The sequence below is a fragment of the Burkholderia sp. BC1 genome, assembly GCF_052683555.1.
Window position 1 is genome coordinate 83,605 of sequence record NZ_JBQYLP010000016.1, and the last position, 18,114, is coordinate 101,718.

Genomic DNA, 18,114 nt, shown 5'->3' on the forward strand with positions numbered 1-18,114 from the left:
TGCCGTTTTTCACCGTCACCATTCCGAGGTGCTCATGATCGTCGTAAGATCGGCCGACATTGCCCACACCGAACGCCACGCAAGCGGGCCCGGTTGGGACAGCAAGCGGATGATCGTCAAGCAGGACGGCGTCGGCTATTCCGTTCACGAAACGCGCGTGCACGAGGGCGCGGAGCTGCATCTGCATTACAAGCATCACTTCGAAACCAACTATTGCGTCGCAGGCGAAGGGGAGGTAGTGGATACGGCGACGGGCGACGTGCACCGCATCACGCCGGGCACGATCTACGCGCTGAACCGCAACGACGCGCACATTCTGCGCGCGACGCGCGGCGACTTGCATCTGGTCTGCGTGTTCAATCCGCCGCTGACGGGGCGCGAAACGCATCGCGAAGACGGCAGCTATGCGCTGCCGGCCGGCGACGACGTGTAAGGCCGGCCCGCCGTCGTCGCATGCGTGCCGCATCGCGCGGCATGCATGCGGCGTGCGCTGCGTGCGCTACGCGGCGTCGCGCTGGCTGCGGCGGATCGCGTCGACGAGCATGCGCTCGGAATCGTCGAGATAGCGTGCGAGCACCGTCACGGCTTCGCTTCGGCGGTTCTGCGTGAGCAGATCGTAGATGCGGTATTCGCGTTCGATCCAGTCGGGCGTCTGCACGCGTTTCTCGTCGGGATCGGACGCGAACACGAGGCGCAGCTGCGCGGAGATCGTCCGGAAGAATTCGTCGAGCAGCGCGGACTTCTGCAGCGCGACGATATGCTGATGAAACCGCAGGCTATGCGTGCCGACGGCCTGCCAGTTCTCTTTCGCGAGTTCGCGCTCGGCCGCGCGGATCGCCGACTGCATCTTGTCGAGCAGCGCCGGTTGCGCGAGCTCGGCCGTATTCAGCGCATGCAGTTCGAGCGTGCGGCGCGCGACGTACAGATCGCGTACGTCCTGGCGATTCAGCGTGCGCACGACCACGCCCTTGTGCCGCACGAACGTGACGAGTCCTTCGCGGCCGAGCAGATGCAGGACTTCGCGGAGCGAATTGCGCGACGTGCCGTATTCGGCGGCGAGGTCCATCTCGATCAGCGCGGTGCCGGGCGGCAGCTTGCCGCTGATGATGTGCTCGCGCAATTGATGGCTGATCCGGTCGGCGACCGATTGTCCTCTCGCTTTTTCGCTTGCCATGCTGTCCGTTCGCTCCTGTCCGATCGCCGCCGGCGTGGCCGGCCGGCGGCGTTTCGCCATTCTACGGGCTTCGTCACGCCTTGCCGTCGTGCTGCCAGCTCGCCTGCGGCGGCTGCATGCCGTGCTGGCCGCGATACGGCGCGACGGCAGGCGACGACCAGCCGGCGAGCAGGCCCGGATCGAGCCGGTAGATCTCGACGCCGAGCGGACGGCACACGTCGATCGGATCGCGCGCGTCGGGCCCCCACATCGGCACCGACAGATCGCCGCCCGGGCACGTCGACATCGCGCACAGCAGATCGATCTCGGCGAAGAACTCCAGATAGTCGCCCGGTTTCGCCGGGCAGGCTTTCATGAAGTATTTGTCGTCGTCGTTCAGGCCCGTGCACTGGAACACGTTCAGCACGTCGTGCACGTCGAATTCGGTCAGCCCGTACGGCGCAACCGCGCGCACGAGATTCGAGTGACAGTGGAAATGGAAGTCCTCGCCCGTCAGCAGCTTGTTGACGTACGGATCGCAGCGCGTGCCGAGCAGGTCGTGCACGCGGCCGCCGTCGCCGTCGACGCCGTAGTTGGCGAGCGTGTCGTCGGTGATCGTCGCCATCGGACGCAGATACGGCAGCGTCGACCACAGGCGATCGAACGTCGTCACGTGCGCCGCCTGCAGCTGACGCGTGCGCGATGCCCACATCCGCTCGCGCGGATTGTGCAGGTTCCACATGTTCAGATCGGCGACTTGCGGCCCTTCGAGCGTGACGATCCGGAACACGTGGCCGGCCGGAACGGTCCAGGCGAACCCGCTGCGGATCGGCACGACGTGCGATTCGATGCGCTCGCGCGCGTCGCGACGCTGCGCGATCGCGGCATAGAACGATTTGTCGACGTTCAGGACGGAGCCTTTGGTGACCTGGTAAGCGGCGGGATAGCTGGACATGACGCGTTGCTCTCGACGAAGGTGGCGGATACGGACGGTCGGCCGGAAGCCTTTGCAGTGGCCGGTCAGGCGTCAATTCGGATGGTGGATTGTTCAACAATCCGTTGGCGCTGCGGGGAGTATAGGCGGAGGGCGGGGCCGCGTGTCAACCGGCGGAAAGTACCGAGAAGTCCCGCGCTCGCTGCGGGAGGACATAAAAAAACCGCCGGCACGTGCCGGCGGTTCTGGCATGCGAGGCGTACGCAGTGCGTCAGATGTTGACCTGCGGGCCGCGCGCGGCCGGCACGGCGGGTGCGGCCGGGCGTTTCGCGGGCGGCTGCGCCGGCACGAGCACGACGACGGGCTCCGGCATCGCCCACATCGGCATCGCGAAGGCGACCGGCTGCGGCATCGGCATCGCGAACGCATTCGCGAGCGCGACATGCTGGAGCGCCATCATCTGCTGCTGCATCGCGACCATCTGCGCCTGGGCGGCGCGCATCTGCAGCTCGGCGGCCTGGATTTGCCGGAGCGCGGCGGCCGGCGGCATGCCGCCGGTCGAGGTCTGCATCTCGAAGCTCGCACTGCCGTTCGGGCTATGCCAGCTCCACGTGCTGACCTTCATCGGACCGGCGGCCGTTTGCACGACGCGCGTCTCGGCCTTCACGGGCACCGCCTGCCCGTTCACATTGACGAACATCGGTTGCGCGGCGGGGGCCGTTGCTGCCTGACCGGCCAGAGCGAGGACCGGCATCAGTGCCAGCGCGCCCGCCGCCATGTACGAACGGAATCGCATAGTTGTTTCTCCATCGAGCGAAACTGATCGAATGACATTCCACTTCATCGTGCGGCTCGCGCAGCGAGCCACCGTGACTATGCGTCGAGAAGCTTAAGTCAGAATTAAAAATCGGGACAGGCGCCGGGCCGCGGCGGCACGGCGGGCGGGGCGGCGGCGGGCCGGACGACGCACACGCGGCCGGTCGCGGCAATCCGGGTTCAACCGCACCCGTGCCAGGGAGAATCGCATCGTGTCGCGCAACAACAGGCACAATACGCACCCACGCGCCGCGCACACGTGTTCGCATTTCGAACGACGTGGCGATGCGTCGCCGCCGTTCGAATCGTTCCCGTCGTCATGAATCCCACACTCGCTTCCGCGCGCGAGTCGAACTCGCCGCGCTTCCTGCTGTTCCTGATCTGCCTGTTCGCTTCCGCCGGCCAGCTCGCGATCGACATCTACGTGCCCGCACTGCCCGACATGGCACGCTCGTTCGCGACGACGCCGCAGGCGATCCAGTCGAGCGTGTCGGGCTACATGGCCGCATATGCGCTCGGTCAGCTGATCTTCGGCCCGATCGCCGACGCGTACGGCCGCAAGCGCGTGCTCGCGTTCGGTCTCGTGATCTATACGATCGGCTGCCTGCTGTCGCTCGGCGCGCCGAACCTCGAGACCTTCGTGCTCGCGCGCTGTCTGCAGGGTTTCGGAATCGCAACGACGAACCTGCTCGCGAAGGCGATCATCACCGATTCGTTCTCGGGGCAGGCGCTGATGCACGCGTTCACCTACATGTCGATCGCCTGGGGGCTCGCGCCGATCATCGCGCCGGTGATCGGCGCGCATCTGCAGACCTGGTTCGGCTGGCGCGCGTGCCTCGTGTTCCTGCTCGTCTATTCGCTCGTGATGTGGGCGCTGCTCTGGCGCTACCGCGAGACCTTGCCGAAGCCCGTTCATCTCGAGCCGCGCACGCTGATCGCGAATGCGGGCAAGGTGCTGGCGAGCCCGGTATTCCAGAGCTGCTTCCTCGCGCAAGGGCTGTGCTACAGCATCCTGCTCGTGTTCAACATCGTCGGCCCGTTCATGGTGCAGAACACGCTGCACCAGCCGCCGACGTTCTTCGGCTATCTCGCGCTCGGCATCGGGCTGATGTATTTCCTCGGCGGCCTGTCGAACCGGATTCACGGACGCGGCCTGCCGAGCGCCGAGCAGCGGCTGCGCATCGGCGCGCGCGTGATGGCGTGCGCGGCCGTCGCGATGCTCGTGCTCGCGCTGACCGTCGGCCTGCGCGTCTGGACGCTCGCGACGCCGGTGCTCGTGATGGGCTTCTGCGCAGGCGCGATGTATCCGACGCTGATGGCCAAGGGCAATTCGCTGTTTCCGCATATCGCGGGGCTCACGAGCGCGATTCTCGGCTGCGCGCTGCTGCTCGTATCGTCCGCGATGATGGGGCTCGCCGGCTTCGTGTCGGTGCAGGTGCTGACGCCGCTCGCGCTGTTCTTCGTCGCGCTGTCGTTCGTCGTCGTCTGGATGGTGACGAAGCTGCTGCGCTATCTGACGCAGCAGCAGGCTGCGAGCGTCGCATGCGGGAGCGGCGAGACCGCGTAAGCGCCCGCGGCGTTCAGAGCGGATGGGCCGCGCCGGCCTGCGTCAGCAGCGCAACGGCCGCCGCAGCCGGCATCCCGTTCGAGTCGATCGCGCCGGCCTTTGCGAGCGCGTCGAGATCGCCGTCGACGCCCGGTTGACCGACCGTGAACGGTGTCGTCAGGAACGCCGGTGTCGAGAGCGTGGCGGTGTATTGCTGCTGCAGATTCGCGACCACGACCGATTGCGCGGCCTGCACCGCGTCCGCCCTGCCCATTGCCTGCCGATAGCGCGCGGTGCCCTGGAAATTGCCGATCACGCCGGCCGTATTCGTGCCCAGTTGCGCGGCGAGGTAGACGAGCAGCAATTCCGTTTCGGGCGTCGTGTTGAAGGTGCCGCCCGCATAGGTGAGCGAATGCAGCGTCGTGCCGCCCGACGTCACGGCGATCACGCAGGGCACCGTCGCGTCGACGGTGACGCGGTAGTGGCCGCCGCCGTCGGTCAGCGTCGTCGCCGAGCCTTGCGCGCAACTGACGGTCACCGGTGCGCTGGCGAGCGCATGGCCGGTCGCGGCCGTGCCCGACACCGTGACGGGCTGCGTGCCGTCGTTGAAGCAGACGTCGAGGCCGAAGCACGCGTCGCCGTTGCAGGCCGCGAGCGCCGTCAGCGCGGCGGCGCAGCCGGTGCTCAGCGCGAAGCGGATGAAGCGCAGGGCGAGAGGGTTCATGGTCGCGGACGCTCGGAGAAAAGGGGCAACCGGAGTCGGGCGCGCGGGGCGCCGCTCCTATTCTATGTCCGGGATTTGCGCGGTGCTTGTCGGTTGTGGCGACGGAACGGGGAGGTGCACGATGCGGCGTCGGGCACCCGAAGCAAGCCGTACTGTCGCATGCGCCGAAACCCGGCTTCCGCGGGCGGCGTGCGAGCGGGCAGGGACGAAACGCGGCGGCGACGCGCGACGCGGCGTCGGGTAACTGAAACAAGCGGGACTGTCGCCCACGCCGGCCCGCGGCTTCCGCGCACGGCCAGCGAACCGACGCGCGCCCGCCGTTACGGCTTGCGCGCGTTCGGTTTGGCGAACGCGCCGCGCACCTCGAAGCCGATCGCATCGGCGACGTTGCCGCGCGCATCGACGAGTTCGAGCCGGTGCCGTCCCGGCCACGGCATCCATGCGATGCGATCGCCGTGCCCGATCACCTTGTCGTCGAGCCGCCACGCGAACCGCGTCGCGCGACCGGCCGTGCGCTCGAACCAGATCCGCTGGTGCTGCGGCGGAATGTCGGGATCGATCGCGAAGATCGTACCGTCGGTCGGCGCGCCGATCGTCAACGGCGCACGCGTGCCGTTCTTGTCGGGCGTGACCGGCGCCGCGAGGCGGATCGTGTCGAGCGCGGTGCCCGCGACGAACCATTCGTTGCGCGACGGTTCGACGTCGCGCTCGAACGCGATGCGGCGCGCTTCGACACCGGACGGCGCGCGCGGCGCGCGGCTCGGCACGTCGCGGTGCAGATAGCCGACGATCGCCGACCAGACCGGCGACGCGCCCGTCACGCCCGACACGTCCCACATCGGCGAGCCGTCCGCATTGCCGACCCACACGCCGACCGTATAGCGCGACGTGTAGCCGACCGTCCAGTTGTCGCGCATGTCCTTGCTCGTGCCGGTTTTCACCGCCGAGAAAAAGCGCGTCGCGAGCGGGTTGTCGAAGCCGAACGTGCGCACGCGCGCGTTGTTGTCGGCGAGGATGTCGGTGACGATGAAGCTGGCCGCTTCGCTGAACACGCGCGTGCCCTCCGTTGCCCGCGCGGGCGACGCGGCACCGGACGCCGGCGCCGGCACGGGCAGGTCGACGACCTTGCGCGCGACGCCGCCGTTCGCGAGCGCGCGGTAGGCGTTCGTCAGCGACAGCAGCGTGACGTCCGCGCTGCCGAGCGCGAGGCTGAAGCCGTAGTAGTCGCCTTCCTGCGCGAGCGGCAGGCCGAGCGCGGTCAGCGTGCGCGCGAAGCGGTGCGGCGTGACGAGCACGAGCGTGCGCACGGCCGGCACGTTCAGCGAGCCGCCGAGCGCGCTGCGCACGCTGACCCAGCCCTTGAAGTCCTTGTCGTAGTTTTGCGGGATGTACAGCCCGCCGCCGGCCGCGAGGTTGATCGGTGCGTCGTCGAGCAGCGACGCCGCGGTCAGCCGCTTCTCGTCGATCGCCTGCGCGTACAGGAACGGCTTCAGCGTCGAACCGGCCTGACGCGGCGCGAGCACGGCGTCGACGTCGCGTGTGCTCGACAGCGCGCCGGACGAGCCGACCCACGCCCGGATTTCACCCGTCGCGTTGTCGAGCACGACGACCGCGCCGTCCTGCACGTTGCGCCGGTGCGCGGGCGCGTTCAGCTCGGTGAGCGCGCGCGTCAGCGTATCGCGCGCGAAGCGCTGCAGCGACGCATCGAGCGTCGAGCGCACGCGCGCGCCGGCGGCCGGCCGTACTTCGGCGGCGATGCGCCGCGCGAAATGCGGTGCGAGCGCCGCGCCGTCGTCGCGGACGGCGGCGGCAGGGCGCGCCGTGACGAGCTGCACGTAGCCGTCGAGCGACGCGCAAGCGTCGGCGGCGTGCATGTCGCGCAGGATCCGGCACGCGCGTTCGGCGACCTTCGCCGGCGTCGCATTCGGCGCGCGCACGAGCGCGGCGGCGATCGCGGCCTCGCGCGTATCGAGGCCGGACGGCGCCTTCGCGAACAGCACCTGCGACAGCGCGGCGAGCCCGACCGTCTCGCCGCGAAACGGCACGAGGTTCAGATAGGCCTCGAGAATCTGGTCCTTGCGCCAGCTGCGTTCGAGGCGCAGCGCGTCCATCGCCTGCACGGCCTTCTGCGGCAGCGAGCGCTGCCCCGAACGACGCGGCGAATCGCCGAGCAGCCCCGCGAGCTGCATCGTCACCGTCGACGCGCCGCGCGTGCGCTCGTTCCAGAGATTGCCCCACGCCGCACCCGCGATCCCACGCCAGTCGACGCCGCTATGCGCATAGAAGCGCTTGTCCTCGGACACGACGATCGCTTCGCGAAACGCGGGCGAGACGTCGGCGAGCGACACCCAGTCGCCGCGCCGCTCGGTCAGATCGACGCGCGTGCGCTGCAGCGGTGTGCCGTCGCGGGCGAGCAGCACCCAGTCGGTGCTGCGCCACGCGCCGCGTACGTCGTCGTAGCTCGGCAGCGCGTGCGCGACGGCCGGCGCGGCGAGCGCGATCGCGATCGCGAGCAACAGGCGGCCTGCGGCCCGCGCGGGCCGCGCCGACTTTGGCGCGGGCGTCGCGCTCACGGCCGGCTCGCGGCGGCCGGCTTCACGGTGACCGGCGGATTCGGCCACAGCCCGTACACCGACGGCGCGTACAGCGCCTCGACGCGCGTCGGCGGCAGCCCGAACGTGCCGACGTTGTTCAGCCGCACCGTATATTCGACCGAGAATTTGCCCTTCGGCAAATAGTCGTAGTACGCGCGGTAGCCGTCGAAGTCGCGTTCGACGAACGCGGGCCAGGCGCCGTCGGGCCGCTTCTCGTCCTGCGTCGCGACTTCGGAATCGCGGGCGAGGCCCGAGCCGAGGATCGTCGCGCCGGACGGAATCGGATCGTTGACGACGACCCACGTCATGTCGCTCTGCGCGTCGATGTCGAGATGCACGCGCACGACGTCGCCGCGCGTCAGCACGCCGCTGACGGCCGGCTGCACGGGCGTGACCGTCTTCGTGATCCGGTAGCCGGCCGCGAACGGCGCGCGCAGCGGCACGGCCGCGAGGCTTTCGACGGTCGCCCACGGACGGCCCGTGCCGTCCTGCGTGACGGACAGCGTGGCGGGCGCCTGCGACGTGCGCGGCCACGGCATCAGCACGCTGCGTGCGGCGGCCGCGCGCGTCGCGGCGGTGGCCGATGCCGGTGCGTCGCCGGCCGCGGGCGGCTGCGACCACGCGATCGTGCGCTCGTTGCCGCCGAGCGCGACCTTCGTCGTGCCGGCGACGGGCGCGCTCTCGTAAGTGCGCGAGAAGCGCTCGACCGCGAGCAGGCCGAGCGCGTTCGACGTCGTCGTCTGCCAAGCCCCTTGCCGTTGCAGCGCGAGCAGGCCGGCCGTCACGCGCGGCATCTCGTCCTTCCACGCCGGATCGCCCGCGAATTCGAGCGCGAGGCGTGCTGCGTTGGTCTCGTTGCTCGTCATCAGCCACCACAGATCGTCGTCGCGCGCCGTCGAGAACACGAGCTGCGTGCCCTGATAGGTGAGGCGCGCGCGCAGGATCTGCTCGACCTGCGCGCGTTTCTCGTCGCGCTGCGGGATGTCCTTCACGCGCGTGAGGATCGCGTGATAGTCGATCAGCGCGGACGTCGGCCATTGGTTCGGCGCGATCTCGATCGATCCGAGCATCCGGCCTTGCGCGGCGCCGTAGCGCGACAGCGCCTCGATCGCCGCGAGCTTGCGCAGGTCGCGGTCCTGGCGCGGCGCCCAGCTGTTGCGCTCGATGCGTCCGTCGACGAAGCGCGCGAGCCCGGCCTCGAGCTGCGTGCGCAGGTCTTCCGGCAGCGCGAAGCGCGGATCGAGCCGGCCGGCTTCGTCGGATACGACGAGCAGATAGGACGACAGCGTGGGGCTGCCCGAGTGCGCGTCGTCGGACGCCGGCGGGAAGTAGCTGGCGAGCCCGTCGCCGTCGAGATAGACGGGCATGCGCGCGACCAGCGCCTGCCATTGCGCGGCATCGCGCAGGCCGATCGCGCGCGAGGTCTGCTGCTCGAGGCAGCGGTACGGATAGCGCTCGAACCAGCGCCGCACGCCGGGCAGGCCGTCCGCGAGCTTCGACTGCAGCGACACCGCGATGCCGCCGCGCGGCGCACCCTGCGCATTGGCGACGGCGCCGGCCGGCGCCGAAACGGGCACCGTCAGCGTGCCGTCGACCTGCGCGAGCGTCGCCTGCTGCACGGTCACCGGCAACGCGGGCACGACCTTTTGCGCGACGGCCAGCGCATCGGACGCGCGCTTGCCGCCTTGCTCGGCCGCTTCGATGCGCCAGTTCAGCGCGCCCGTCGCGTCGAGCGCCTGCTCGGGCACGGTCACGGTCCAGCCGACCTCGGCGGCCGCGTTCGCCGCGATCGAGACGGTCTGCGGTGCGAGGTCGAGCCCCGTCACGCGCGGCGTCACGGCGACCTGCATCGCGCGGTCCGTCGTATTGCGCAGCGTGATCTGCGCGCGGAACGCATCGCCTTCGCGCACGAGCGGCGGCAGCCCGGAGATCAGCTGCAGATCCTGCGTGCTGCGGATCGACGTGCTGCCGGTGCCGAAGCGATCGGCGCCGACGGCCGCGATCGCGACGATGCGAAAGCGCGTGAGCGCATCGTTCAGCGGCACGTTGACGGTCGCGCTGCCGTTCGCGTCGAGCGTCACGCGCGGGTTCCACAGCAGCAGCGTGTCGAACAGCTCGCGCGTCGGTGCGCTGCCGCCGCCGCCGCCCGCCGGCACGGCCTTGCGCCCGAAGTGCCGGCGGCCGACGATTTCCATCTGCGCGGTCGCGGTCTCGACGCCGTATGCGCGACGCCGCAGCATCGCGTCGAGCAGATCCCAGCTCGCGTTCGGCATCAGTTCGAGCAGCGCCTCGTCGACGGCCGCGACCGCGATCTGCGTGCCGGCCGGCGCCGGCTGCCCGTTCGGCAGCGTGACCTTGACCTGCGCGCGTGCGGTGCTGCGCACCGTATAGCGCGTCGCGTCGGTCGTCACGGTGACGCCGAGCCGGTGCACGCCGGTGCCGACCTTGATCTCGCCGAGACCGTAGCGGAACGCGGGTTTCGACAGATCGACGAACGCGGTCGGCGCCTCGTAGTGGCGGCCTTCGCGCCAGAACGCGCGCGCCCATTCGACCGGCGCCTTCCAGCCCCACGTGAAGAACGAATACCACGGCACCTCGCGAATCCGGCCGCGCAGCGCGAGCACCGACACGTAGACGTTCGGCCCCCAGCTTGCGTCGACCTTCAGGTCGACCGTCGGATTCTTGCCGTTCAGTTCGACGACGTGCGTTTCCATCACGCCGCCGCGCTCGACCGCGACGAGCGCGGTCGCGTAGCGGAACGGCATGCGCACCTGGAAGCGCGCGGTCTCGCCGGGCTCGTACGCGGTTTTCTCCGGGATCACGTCGATGCGGTCGGTGTTGTCGCCGCCGAACCAGAGTTCGTCCTCGCGCGTGACCCATACCGACGTCGAGGCGTTCGACGAGCGGCCGTCGCCGTCCTTCGCGACGGCGATCAGCTGCACGTTGCCGGCCTGATCGAGCGTCGCGTCGCAGGCCATGCGGCCCTTGTCGTCGGTCTTGCCCGAGCACAGCACGCCGAGGTCGCGCGTGTCGCTCTTGTTGTCGTACGCATAGAAGCCGCCGACCATGCGCTTGCGCGACGACGTCGTGATCCGTGCGACGCCCTTGATCTCGATCGGCACCGATGCGCGCGGCTTGCCCTGCAGGTCGACCGCGAGCGCCTGCACCGGCACGCGCTGGCCGACCGACACCCAGCGGCCGGCCTTGATCCCGGCCACCACCGCGGCGGGCCACAGCATCGTGTCGCCGCGGATCGTCTGCACTTCGCCGTTCGGATCCGCGAAGGTCGCTTCGAGCGCAATGCGCTTCGGCGCGTCGATGTCGGGCAGCCCCTTCAGCGTGATCGCGCCGGCGCCGTTGCGGTCGAGCGTCAGCGGCAGCTTGTCGGCGATCAGCTTCGTCGCGTCGGGGTCGCTGTTCGCGGACGATCGGCCGTCGCCGTCCTGTTCGTCGTCGTCGGCCATGCCGTCGCCGGTGTCGGGACGATGCGGCGTGAAGCTGAAATCCTCGAAGCGGTCGGCGAACGGCGGCGAGGCCCATTTCATCAGCGCCGACACCTGCACCGGCAGGTTCGATGCGCCGCCGCCCGACACGTAGTCGATCTGCACCGCGAGCGGCGCTTCCTTCGCGGCGACGAGCGGGCTCGTCTGCGCATCGCGCGCGCCGATCGTGCCTTTCAGCACCGGCAGCCGGAACGCTTCGACGCGGAAGCTGCCGCTGTAGAGACTGCTGGTCGGCGCATCGTCCGGGCCGTCTTCGAGCTCGACGCTGTATTCGCCGAGCTTCGCGGCGGCCGGCAATGCGAACTGCGTGTCCGCGCTATGGTCGGCGGCCCACGTGAGCGGCAGCTTGTAGGTCTGGCCGCTGCCGAGATGGCGGATCGTCACGCGCGCCGGATACTGCGACGGGAACGCGAGGCTCTGCAGCGTCTCGGTGCGCACGAAATGCTTCATCGAGACGGTTTCGCCCGCGCGCAGCAGCGTGCGGTCGAACGCCGTGTGCGCGCGCACGGTCGGCGCATGGTCGGTGTCGGTCGGCACGTTGAAGCGCCACGCCTCAATCCCGCGGTTCCAGTTCGAGCTGACGAAGGCCATGTCGCGGCCCGTCTTCGGATCGTCGACGCGCGCCGACACGAAGTAGTCGTTGAAGGTCTCCGACGACTTGCATTCACGGTTCGGCTCGAACGGCCCGTCGATCTTCAGCAGGCCTTGCGCATCGGTCTTGCCGGACGCGATCTCGTCGCCGTTGCAGTCCGACACGCGGATCTGCGCGTTCGGCACCGGCTTGCCCTTGTCGAGCGTCGTCACCCAGACGAGGTTGTTGTCGCGGCCTTGTTTCAGATGCACGCCGAGGTTCGTGACGAGCACCGCGGTGCGCACGTACATCGTCGACGGCTTCGCAAGCAGCGAGCGGCCGAGCGCCGGCGACGCGAGTTCGAGCACGTAGAAGCCCGGCTTGTCGATCGGCACGCCGACGACCTCGAACGGGCGCAGCGTCTTCGGGTCGGCCTTCGGCAGCGTGAGCGTCTGCACGCCGCGCTCGCCGCCGAGCAGCGACAGCGAGCGCACGTCGATGCGGCGATCCTTCGGCGCCGGCATCCGCTCGCCGGCCGCGAGCGGCACGTAGACAGGATGCTGGCCCTTGCGCGTCAGCAGGCCGGGCATCCGTTCGTCGATCGCGCCGGCCGTCATCGCCCAGTTGTCGAAACGCTCGACGTTGCGCATCCATTCGCGGATCGCCGTGTCGTCGTCGACCCTCAGGTTCGAGAATTGCGCATCGCCGGCGTTCAGGCCCGCGACGTGCAGGTCGGCTTCGACGTTGCGCAGCGTGACGGGCACGAGTGCCGGCGTATCGGGCTCGGCGAAACGCTCGACGATGCCGAACGTGCCCGACGAAAACTTCGCGAGCGGCGGCATCGGCGCGGTGCGTGTCGCGAGCGGGAACAGATCCGCGTTCGCGAGCGGGCGGTCCGTCACGTCGTGCAGCCGCGAGGGCAGCTCGATCGTCAGCGCGGCCTGCGCGGGCAACGGTGCGGCGAACGTGACGGTCGTCACTTCGTCGCTGCAATCGTCGGCTGCGAAGGTCGGCGACAGGGCGCCGTCCGGCCCGCGCAGCCGGATCGCTTCCGCGTCCTTGCGCGCGATCGGCGCATTGAAGGTCAGCGTCAGCGGACGCAGCGGCGTGCAGGGCGCGTTCGCGTTCTCGCGCTCGCACGAAAAGCTCGCGGCGAACGGCGCGCGCACGGTGAAGTCGAAGCGCCGCTCCGTCTCGTTCGCGATGCCGCTCGGGCTCGCGACGCCCTTGCCGTACACGAGCTGCATCTTCGCGCTGGCCGGCAGCGCCTGCGCGCATTGCAGCGTCAGCACGCGCGCGGCGTCGCGCTTCCAGCCGAAGTGGTCGAGCAGCGCGGTGCGCGTCGCGCCGTCCGCGGCCGCGACGGGGATCCGGTTGCCGATGCCGGCCGCTTCGCACCAGATGTTCGCGAGCGCCGAGCGCTCGTCGGCCGGGCCGTTCAGCTTCAGCACGAACACCTGCCGCTCCTCGATCTCGCGCGCGCCGGGCCGCACCGATACCGGGAACGGTCCGCCCGTTTGAAACGCGAAGCGATGCGGGCCGCCGAGCGCGTTGCCTGCGACCGAACGCAGCGTGTCGTTCAGTGCGACCGCGCACCGAACGCCGGGCGGCAGGTCGTTTTCGAAATCGTAGACCCACGTCTTGTCGTCGAGCCAATGGCCCTGGCCGCGCGCGGCGGCCGCGTCGGTGCAGGTCACGCGCGCCGGATTCGGCGCGGACGCCGAGCCGAACGCGACCATCGCTTCGTCGAACTTGACGACGGCCTGCCGGACTTCGGTGACGGTGCCTTGCGGCGAGACGCTGACGGTGCGCGCCGCGCCTGCCTGCAGCGACAGCGCCGCGGCGCCGGCGAGCGCCGCGAGTGCTGCGGCCTGCCAGAGACGACGAGCGCGATCGGGATGATGGATTCGCTCAGGTTTGTTATCGTGTTTGCGTTGCTTCATCGCTCGATGCCCTCGGAGGGAAGCTTTCTGTTTGATTGCACGCGATTCTAACCGAGCGTCTGTGAGGCGGAACGCGACATGCTTCGTGTCGCGCGCGTGTCGCGCCGACGACACAAAAATGCAGCGAAATGGCGATCGTTACGAATGACGACACATTGAATGGACTATAAAAGCATTGTCCGTTCCGGAATGTGCGCGTACATTTCAGGTCCGCGCCGATTTTTGAGAAATATCAAGCGTGGTTTTCCCGAATCCGGTGTTCGAGAGAAGGAAACATGCACAACGACAACACTCCCCACTCGCGTCGCCACGGCGACGCAGCCGCATCAGGCATCACGCGGCGTCAATGGTTGCAAGGCGCGCTGGCGCTGACCGCAGCGGGCCTCACGGGTTCGCTGACATTGCGGGCGCTTGCAGACAACCCCGGCACTGCGCCGCTCGATACGTTCATGACGCTTTCCGAATCGCTGACCGGCAAGAAAGGGCTGAGCCGCGTGATCGGCGAGCGCCTGCTGCAGGCGCTGCAGAAAGGCTCGTTCAAGACGGCCGACAGCCTGCCGCAGCTCGCCGGCGCGCTCGCGTCCGGTTCGCTGACGCCTGAACAGGAATCGCTTGCACTGACGATCCTCGAAGCCTGGTATCTCGGCATCGTCGACAACGTCGTGATTACGTACGAGGAAGCATTAATGTTCGGCGTCGTGTCCGATACGCTCGTGATCCGTTCGTATTGCCCCAACAAACCCGGCTTCTGGGCCGACAAACCGATCGAGAGGCAAGCCTGATGGCCGATACCGATACGCAAAAGGCCGACGTCGTCGTCGTGGGATCGGGTGTCGCGGGCGCGATCGTCGCGCATCAGCTCGCGATGGCCGGCAAGGCGGTGATCCTGCTCGAAGCGGGCCCGCGCATGCCGCGCTGGGAAATCGTCGAGCGCTTCCGCAATCAGCCCGACAAGATGGACTTCATGGCGCCGTACCCGTCGAGCCCGTGGGCGCCGCATCCCGAGTACGGCCCGCCGAACGACTACCTGATCCTGAAGGGCGAGCACAAGTTCAACTCGCAGTACATCCGCGCGGTGGGCGGCACGACGTGGCACTGGGCCGCGTCGGCGTGGCGCTTCATTCCGAACGACTTCAAGATGAAGAGCGTGTACGGCGTCGGCCGCGACTGGCCGATCCAGTACGACGATCTCGAGCCGTACTATCAGCGCGCGGAGGAAGAGCTCGGCGTGTGGGGCCCGGGCCCCGAGGAAGATCTGTACTCGCCGCGCAAGCAGCCGTATCCGATGCCGCCGCTGCCGTTGTCGTTCAACGAGCAGACGATCAAGACGGCGCTGAACAACTACGATCCGAAGTTCCATGTCGTGACCGAGCCGGTCGCGCGCAACAGCCGCCCGTACGACGGCCGCCCGACTTGTTGCGGCAACAACAACTGCATGCCGATCTGCCCGATCGGCGCGATGTACAACGGCATCGTGCACGTCGAGAAGGCCGAACGCGCGGGCGCGAAGCTGATCGAGAACGCGGTCGTCTACAAGCTCGAGACGGGTCCGGACAAGCGCATCGTCGCGGCGCTCTACAAGGACAAGACGGGCGCCGAGCATCGCGTCGAAGGCAAGTATTTCGTGCTCGCCGCGAACGGCATCGAGACGCCGAAGATCCTGCTGATGTCCGCGAACCGCGATTTCCCGAACGGCGTCGCGAACAGCTCGGACATGGTCGGCCGCAACCTGATGGACCATCCGGGCACCGGCGTGTCGTTCTATGCGAGCGAGAAGCTGTGGCCGGGCCGCGGCCCGCAGGAGATGACCTCGCTGATCGGTTTCCGCGACGGTCCGTTCCGCGCGACCGAAGCGGCGAAGAAGATCCACCTGTCGAACCTGTCGCGCATCGACCAGGAGACGCAGAAGATCTTCAAGGCGGGCAAGCTGATGAAGCCCGACGAGCTCGACGCGCAGATCCGCGACCGTTCCGCACGCTACGTGCAGTTCGACTGCTTCCACGAAATCCTGCCGCAACCCGAGAACCGCATCGTGCCGAGCAAGACGGCGACCGACGCGATCGGCATTCCGCGCCCGGAGATCACGTATGCGATCGACGACTACGTGAAGCGCGGCGCCGCGCACACGCGCGAGGTCTACGCGACCGCCGCGAAGGTGCTCGGCGGCACGGACGTCGTGTTCAACGACGAATTCGCGCCGAACAATCACATCACGGGCTCGACGATCATGGGCGCCGACGCGCGCGACTCCGTCGTCGACAAGGACTGCCGCACGTTCGACCATCCGAACCTGTTCATTTCGAGCAGCGCGACGATGCCGACCGTCGGTACCGTAAACGTGACGCTGACGATCGCCGCGCTCGCGCTGCGGATGTCGGACACGCTGAAGAAGGAAGTCTGACCGTGCGGAAATCTACTCTCACTTTCCTCATCGCCGGCTGCCTCGCGTTGCCGGGCCTCGCGCGCGCGGCCGACGCGGCCGATCCGGCGCTGGTCAAGCGCGGCGAATATCTCGCGACGGCCGGCGACTGCATGGCCTGCCACACCGTGAAGGGCGGCAAGCCGTACGCGGGCGGCCTCGGCATGCCGGTGCCGATGCTCGGCAAGGTCTACACGAGCAACATCACGCCCGATCCCGATACGGGCATCGGCAAATGGACGTTCGAGGACTTCGAGCGCGCGGTGCGGCACGGCGTGTCGAAGAACGGCGACAACCTGTATCCGGCGATGCCGTACGTGTCGTACGCGAAGATCACCGACGACGACGTGCGCGCGCTGTACGCCTACTTCATGCACGGCGTCGAGCCGGTCAAGCAGGCGCCGCCGAAGAACGAGATTCCCGCGCTGCTCAGCATGCGCTGGCCGCTGAAGATCTGGAACTGGCTGTTCCTGAAGGACGGCCCGTACCAGCCGAAGCCGTCGCAGAGCGCCGAATGGAATCGCGGGGCGTATCTGGTGCAGGGTCTCGCGCACTGCAGCACGTGCCACACGCCGCGCGGCATCGCGATGCAGGAGAAGTCGCTCGACGAAACCGGCGGCAGCTTCCTCGCCGGGTCGGTGCTCGCGGGCTGGGACGGCTACAACATCACGTCGGACCCGAACGCGGGGATCGGCAGCTGGACGCAGCAGCAGCTCGTGCAGTATCTGCGCACCGGCAGCGTGCCGGGCGTCGCGCAGGCGGCCGGGCCGATGGCCGAAGCGGTCGAGCACAGCTTCTCGAAGATGACCGAAGCGGACATCGGTGCGATCGCCACGTACGTCCGCACGGTGCCGGCCGTTGGCGACAGCAACGCGAAGCAGCCGCGGTCGTCGTGGGGCAAGCCGGCCGAGGACGGGCTGAAGCTGCGCGGCGTCGCGCTCGCGTCGTCGGGCATCGATCCGGCGCGGCTGTATCTCGGCAACTGCGCGACGTGCCACCAGATGCAGGGCAAGGGCACGCCGGACGGCTATTACCCGTCGCTGTTCCACAACTCCACGGTCGGTGCGTCGAACCCGTCGAACCTCGTGCAGGTGATCCTGAACGGCGTGCAGCGCAAGATCGGCAGCGAGGATATCGGGATGCCCGCTTTCCGCTACGATCTGAACGATGCGCAGATCGCCGCGCTGACGAACTACCTGACCGCGCAGTTCGGCAATCCGGCGGCGAAGGTGACGGAACAGGACGTCGCGAAGCTGCGCTGACGCAGTCGGTCGCGCCGACACGGCGCAACCTATGGGAACAGGAGGAGCACAGCACATCGGGCGGGCCCGATGCCGGTTGTTGCAGAGCGGGGCGGGCGGCACAGGCGGCCGCCCGCTCCGGTTCGTTCGCAATGCGGTGCGCATCGCGCGCATCGTCTTTCGTTGATCAATACCATGACACCGAACCAACCGTTTCTCGCGTCCCAGCGCGATGTGCTGCTGCTGCTTGCCCGTATCCTGCTCGTGATCCTGTTCGTGATGTTCGGCTGGAAGAAGATCGTCGACTTCTCCGGCACGATCGCATTCATGGGCACCGAAGGCGCGCCCGCGCCGATCGTGTCCGCCGCGATCGCGGTCGTGATGGAACTCGTCGTCGGGATCGCGATCCTGGTCGGCTTCCAGACGCGGCCGCTCGCGCTGCTGCTTGCGCTGTACACGATCGGCACCGCGCTCATCGGCCACCGCTACTGGACGATGACGGGCGGCGAGCAGATCAACAACATGATTCATTTCTACAAGAACATCGCGATCTCGGGCGGCCTGCTCGCGCTGTGCGCGGCGGGGCCCGGTCGGTTTTCGATCGATCGCGGATGACCGGGCGCGCGCATGGGGCGCGCGTCGGACGGTCGAGACTCCGAGGGGGCATCAC

General features: G+C 68.6%; 12 protein-coding genes. 6 read left to right on the forward strand and 6 right to left on the reverse strand.

The genetic code is table 11. From position 1 onward, the window contains the following. Positions 1 to 34: 34 nt before the first annotated feature. Positions 35 to 433, forward strand: coding sequence for an ectoine synthase (locus ACSHSS_RS10965; protein WP_006415710.1), 399 nt, complete (start codon positions 35 to 37; stop codon positions 431 to 433). Positions 434 to 499: 66 nt separating this feature from the next. Here the strand turns inward: ACSHSS_RS10965 and ACSHSS_RS10970 are convergent, their stop codons facing one another. The 3 genes from ACSHSS_RS10970 to ACSHSS_RS10980 all read right to left on the reverse strand — a co-directional run bounded on the left by ACSHSS_RS10970 (position 500) and on the right by ACSHSS_RS10980 (position 2,883). Then, positions 500 to 1,174, reverse strand: a complete 675-nt coding sequence (locus tag ACSHSS_RS10970) for a GntR family transcriptional regulator (protein WP_035956097.1) — start codon at positions 1,172 to 1,174, stop codon at positions 500 to 502. A 73-nt stretch (positions 1,175 to 1,247) separates the two neighbouring features. Further along, positions 1,248 to 2,108 (reverse strand): urea carboxylase-associated family protein, encoded by an 861-nt coding sequence (locus tag ACSHSS_RS10975; protein ID WP_060094799.1) that lies wholly within the window; start codon positions 2,106 to 2,108, stop codon positions 1,248 to 1,250. A 250-nt stretch (positions 2,109 to 2,358) separates the two neighbouring features. Continuing rightward, positions 2,359 to 2,883, reverse strand: a complete 525-nt coding sequence (locus ACSHSS_RS10980; protein ID WP_006396892.1) for a hypothetical protein — start codon at positions 2,881 to 2,883, stop codon at positions 2,359 to 2,361. A gap of 339 nt (positions 2,884 to 3,222) precedes the next feature. Here ACSHSS_RS10980 and ACSHSS_RS10985 point away from each other — a divergent pair, with 339 nt between their 5' ends. Next, on the forward strand, positions 3,223 to 4,470 hold the full coding sequence (locus ACSHSS_RS10985) for a multidrug effflux MFS transporter (RefSeq protein WP_012216891.1): 1,248 nt from the start codon (positions 3,223 to 3,225) through the stop codon (positions 4,468 to 4,470). Positions 4,471 to 4,483: 13 nt separating this feature from the next. Here the strand turns inward: ACSHSS_RS10985 and ACSHSS_RS10990 are convergent, their stop codons facing one another. The 3 genes from ACSHSS_RS10990 to ACSHSS_RS11000 form a co-directional block, all read right to left on the reverse strand. After that, positions 4,484 to 5,173 (reverse strand): hypothetical protein, encoded by a 690-nt coding sequence (locus ACSHSS_RS10990; RefSeq protein ID WP_445544962.1) that lies wholly within the window; start codon positions 5,171 to 5,173, stop codon positions 4,484 to 4,486. A gap of 320 nt (positions 5,174 to 5,493) precedes the next feature. Next, positions 5,494 to 7,746 carry a penicillin-binding protein 1C gene (gene pbpC, locus ACSHSS_RS10995; protein ID WP_445544963.1) on the reverse strand — a complete coding sequence of 751 codons (2,253 nt, stop codon included), beginning with the start codon at positions 7,744 to 7,746 and terminating at the stop codon, positions 5,494 to 5,496. Continuing rightward, on the reverse strand, positions 7,743 to 13,784 hold the full coding sequence (locus tag ACSHSS_RS11000) for an alpha-2-macroglobulin family protein (RefSeq protein WP_445544964.1): 6,042 nt from the start codon (positions 13,782 to 13,784) through the stop codon (positions 7,743 to 7,745). The genes pbpC and ACSHSS_RS11000 overlap by 4 nt, the downstream gene beginning before the upstream one ends. 275 nt (positions 13,785 to 14,059) lie before the next feature. Between ACSHSS_RS11000 and ACSHSS_RS11005 the strand changes: the two genes are divergently transcribed. The 4 genes from ACSHSS_RS11005 to ACSHSS_RS11020 all read left to right on the forward strand — a co-directional run bounded on the left by ACSHSS_RS11005 (position 14,060) and on the right by ACSHSS_RS11020 (position 18,059). After that, positions 14,060 to 14,566, forward strand: a complete 507-nt coding sequence (locus ACSHSS_RS11005; RefSeq protein WP_006396897.1) for a sugar dehydrogenase complex small subunit — start codon at positions 14,060 to 14,062, stop codon at positions 14,564 to 14,566. Further along, positions 14,566 to 16,185 carry a GMC family oxidoreductase gene (locus ACSHSS_RS11010; RefSeq protein WP_006396898.1) on the forward strand — a complete coding sequence of 540 codons (1,620 nt, stop codon included), beginning with the start codon at positions 14,566 to 14,568 and terminating at the stop codon, positions 16,183 to 16,185. Before ACSHSS_RS11005 ends, ACSHSS_RS11010 begins: the two co-directional genes overlap by 1 nt. Before the next feature lie 2 nt (positions 16,186 to 16,187). Next, positions 16,188 to 17,465, forward strand: a complete 1,278-nt coding sequence (locus ACSHSS_RS11015; RefSeq protein ID WP_060151834.1) for a cytochrome c — start codon at positions 16,188 to 16,190, stop codon at positions 17,463 to 17,465. A 174-nt stretch (positions 17,466 to 17,639) separates the two neighbouring features. After that, positions 17,640 to 18,059 carry a DoxX family protein gene (locus ACSHSS_RS11020; protein WP_006412656.1) on the forward strand — a complete coding sequence of 140 codons (420 nt, stop codon included), beginning with the start codon at positions 17,640 to 17,642 and terminating at the stop codon, positions 18,057 to 18,059. Positions 18,060 to 18,114: the final 55 nt, after the last annotated feature.

What these genes read in the sequence shown, in the direction of transcription:
- ACSHSS_RS11020 (WP_006412656.1), top strand. Translation starts at nt 17,640, where the DNA reads ATGACACCGAACCAACCGTTTCTCGCGTCCCAGCGCGATGTGCTGCTG.
- ACSHSS_RS11000 (WP_445544964.1), bottom strand. Translation starts at nt 13,784, where the DNA reads ATGAAGCAACGCAAACACGATAACAAACCTGAGCGAATCCATCATCCC.
- ACSHSS_RS10975 (WP_060094799.1), bottom strand. Translation starts at nt 2,108, where the DNA reads ATGTCCAGCTATCCCGCCGCTTACCAGGTCACCAAAGGCTCCGTCCTG.
- ACSHSS_RS10985 (WP_012216891.1), top strand. Translation starts at nt 3,223, where the DNA reads ATGAATCCCACACTCGCTTCCGCGCGCGAGTCGAACTCGCCGCGCTTC.
- ACSHSS_RS11010 (WP_006396898.1), top strand. Translation starts at nt 14,566, where the DNA reads ATGGCCGATACCGATACGCAAAAGGCCGACGTCGTCGTCGTGGGATCG.
- ACSHSS_RS10990 (WP_445544962.1), bottom strand. Translation starts at nt 5,173, where the DNA reads ATGAACCCTCTCGCCCTGCGCTTCATCCGCTTCGCGCTGAGCACCGGC.
- ACSHSS_RS10980 (WP_006396892.1), bottom strand. Translation starts at nt 2,883, where the DNA reads ATGCGATTCCGTTCGTACATGGCGGCGGGCGCGCTGGCACTGATGCCG.
- ACSHSS_RS11005 (WP_006396897.1), top strand. Translation starts at nt 14,060, where the DNA reads ATGCACAACGACAACACTCCCCACTCGCGTCGCCACGGCGACGCAGCC.
- ACSHSS_RS10965 (WP_006415710.1), top strand. Translation starts at nt 35, where the DNA reads ATGATCGTCGTAAGATCGGCCGACATTGCCCACACCGAACGCCACGCA.
- ACSHSS_RS10970 (WP_035956097.1), bottom strand. Translation starts at nt 1,174, where the DNA reads ATGGCAAGCGAAAAAGCGAGAGGACAATCGGTCGCCGACCGGATCAGC.